1 protein-coding gene and 1 other annotated feature (1 of these 2 running past the window's edge) are annotated in these 2,737 nt (G+C 53.6%); the gene reads right to left on the reverse strand.

Annotation, left to right across the window (positions count from 1 at the left end; genetic code table 11):
* Positions 1-2,737: a sequence feature (mutual gap in cmsearch alignment for this rRNA model is longer than 100), on the forward strand; it begins 162 nt to the left of the window's first position.
* A partial coding sequence (locus ACZYRN_RS19140; protein WP_488913173.1) for a hypothetical protein occupies positions 1-361 on the reverse strand: 361 nt, incomplete at its 3' end. (Overlaps the previous feature by 361 nt.)

Here is a 2,737-nt window from a genome sequence, read left to right on the forward strand (position 1 = left end):
CTGAAACATCTAAGTACCCGGAGGAAGAGAAAGCAAACGCGATTCCCTGAGTAGCGGCGAGCGAAACGGGACATAGCCCAAACCAGAAAGCTTGCTTTCTGGGGTTGTAGGACACTCTATACGGAGTTACAAAGGAAGAGAATAAGTGAAGCGGTCTGGAAAGGCCCGCGAAACAAGGTAACAGCCCTGTAGCTGAAATTCTCTTCTCTCTTGAGTGGATCCTGAGTACGGCGGAACACGAGGAATTCCGTCGGAATCCGGGAGGACCATCTCCCAAGGCTAAATACTCCCTAGTGACCGATAGTGAACCAGTACCGTGAGGGAAAGGTGAAAAGCACCCCGGAAGGGGAGTGAAAGAGATCCTGAAACCGTGTGCCTACAAGTAGTCAGAGCCCGTTAATGGGTGATGGCGTGCCTTTTGTAGAATGAACCGGCGAGTTACGATTTCATGCAAGGTTAAGCAGATGATGCGGAGCCGCAGCGAAAGCGAGTCTGAATAGGGCGTCTGAGTATGAGGTCGTAGACCCGAAACCAGGTGATCTACCCATGTCCAGGATGAAGGTGAGGTAACACTCACTGGAGGTCCGAACCCACGCACGTTGAAAAGTGCGGGGATGAGGTGTGGGTAGCGGTGAAATTCCAATCGAACCTGGAGATAGCTGGTTCTCTCCGAAATAGCTTTAGGGCTAGCCTCAAACGAAGAGTTCTGGAGGTAGAGCACTGTTTGGACTAGGGGCCCATCCCGGGTTACCGAATTCAGACAAACTCCGAATGCCAGAAACTTATGTTTGGGAGTCAGACTGCGAGTGATAAGATCCGTAGTCAAGAGGGAAACAGCCCAGACCACCAGCTAAGGTCCCAAAGTATACGTTAAGTGGAAAAGGATGTGGAGTTGCCCAGACAACCAGGATGTTGGCTTAGAAGCAGCCACCATTTAAAGAGTGCGTAATAGCTCACTGGTCGAGTGACTCTGCGCCGAAAATGTACCGGGGCTAAACGTATCACCGAAGCTGTGGATTGATATCGTTGATATCAGTGGTAGGAGAGCGTTCCAGCTGCTGTGAAGCTAGACCGTAAGGACTGGTGGAGCGTCTGGAAGTGAGAATGCCGGTATGAGTAGCGAAAGAAGGGTGAGAATCCCTTCCACCGAATGCCCAAGGTTTCCTGAGGAAGGCTCGTCCTCTCAGGGTTAGTCGGGACCTAAGCCGAGGCCGAAAGGCGTAGGCGATGGAGAACAGGTTGATATTCCTGTACCACCAAGCATCGTTTGAGTGATGGGGGGACGCAGGAGGATAGGAGATCACGCAGCTGGATACGCGTGTTTAAGCAGGTAGGCTGGAAATGAGGCAAATCCCGTTTCCGTGAAGGCTGAGCTGTGATGACGAGGGAAATTAAGTACCGAAGTCTTCGATTCCACACTGCCAAGAAAAGCCTCTAGCGAGATGTAAGGTGCCCGTACCGCAAACCGACACAGGTAGGCGAGGAGAGAATCCTAAGGTGAGCGAGTGAACTCTCGTTAAGGAACTCGGCAAAATGACCCCGTAACTTCGGGAGAAGGGGTGCTCTTGCGGGTGCAAGCCTGCGAGAGCCGCAGTGAATAGGCCCAGGCGACTGTTTAGCAAAAACACAGGTCTCTGCAAAGCCGCAAGGCGACGTATAGGGGCTGACGCCTGCCCGGTGCTGGAAGGTTAAGAGGAGGGCTTAGCGCAAGCGAAGGTCTGAATTGAAGCCCCAGTAAACGGCGGCCGTAACTATAACGGTCCTAAGGTAGCGAAATTCCTTGTCGGGTAAGTTCCGACCCGCACGAAAGGCGCAACGATCTGGGCACTGTCTCAACGAGAGACTCGGTGAAATTATAGTACCTGTGAAGATGCAGGTTACCCGCGACAGGACGGAAAGACCCCGTGGAGCTTTACTGCAGCCTGATATTGAATTTTGGCACAGTCTGCACAGGATAGGCAGGAGCCTTGGAAGCCGGAGCGCCAGCTTCGGTGGAGGCGCTGGTGGGATACTGCCCTGACTGTGTTGAACTTCTAACCCACACCCGTGATCCGGGTGGGAGACAGTGTCAGGTGGGCAGTTTGACTGGGGCGGTCGCCTCCTAAAATGTAACGGAGGCGCCCAAAGGTTCCCTCAGAATGGTTGGAAATCATTCGCAGAGTGTAAAGGCACAAGGGAGCTTGACTGCGAGACCTACAAGTCGAGCAGGGACGAAAGTCGGGCTTAGTGATCCGGTGGTTCCGCATGGAAGGGCCATCGCTCAACGGATAAAAGCTACCCCGGGGATAACAGGCTTATCTCCCCCAAGAGTCCACATCGACGGGGAGGTTTGGCACCTCGATGTCGGCTCATCGCATCCTGGGGCTGTAGTCGGTCCCAAGGGTTGGGCTGTTCGCCCATTAAAGCGGTACGCGAGCTGGGTTCAGAACGTCGTGAGACAGTTCGGTCCCTATCCGTCGCGGGCGCAGGAAATTTGAGAGGAGCTGTCCTTAGTACGAGAGGACCGGGATGGACGCACCGCTGGTGTACCAGTTGTCTCGCCAGAGGCATCGCTGGGTAGCTACGTGCGGACGGGATAAGTGCTGAAAGCATCTAAGCATGAAGCCCCCCTCAAGATGAGATTTCCCATTACGCAAGTAAGTAAGATCCCTTGAAGAAGACGAGGTAGATAGGTTCGGGGTGGAAGTGTGGCGACACATGGAGCTGACGAATACTAATCGATCGAGGACTTAACCAA

It is taken from the genome of Domibacillus sp. F004 (genome assembly GCF_057814295.1).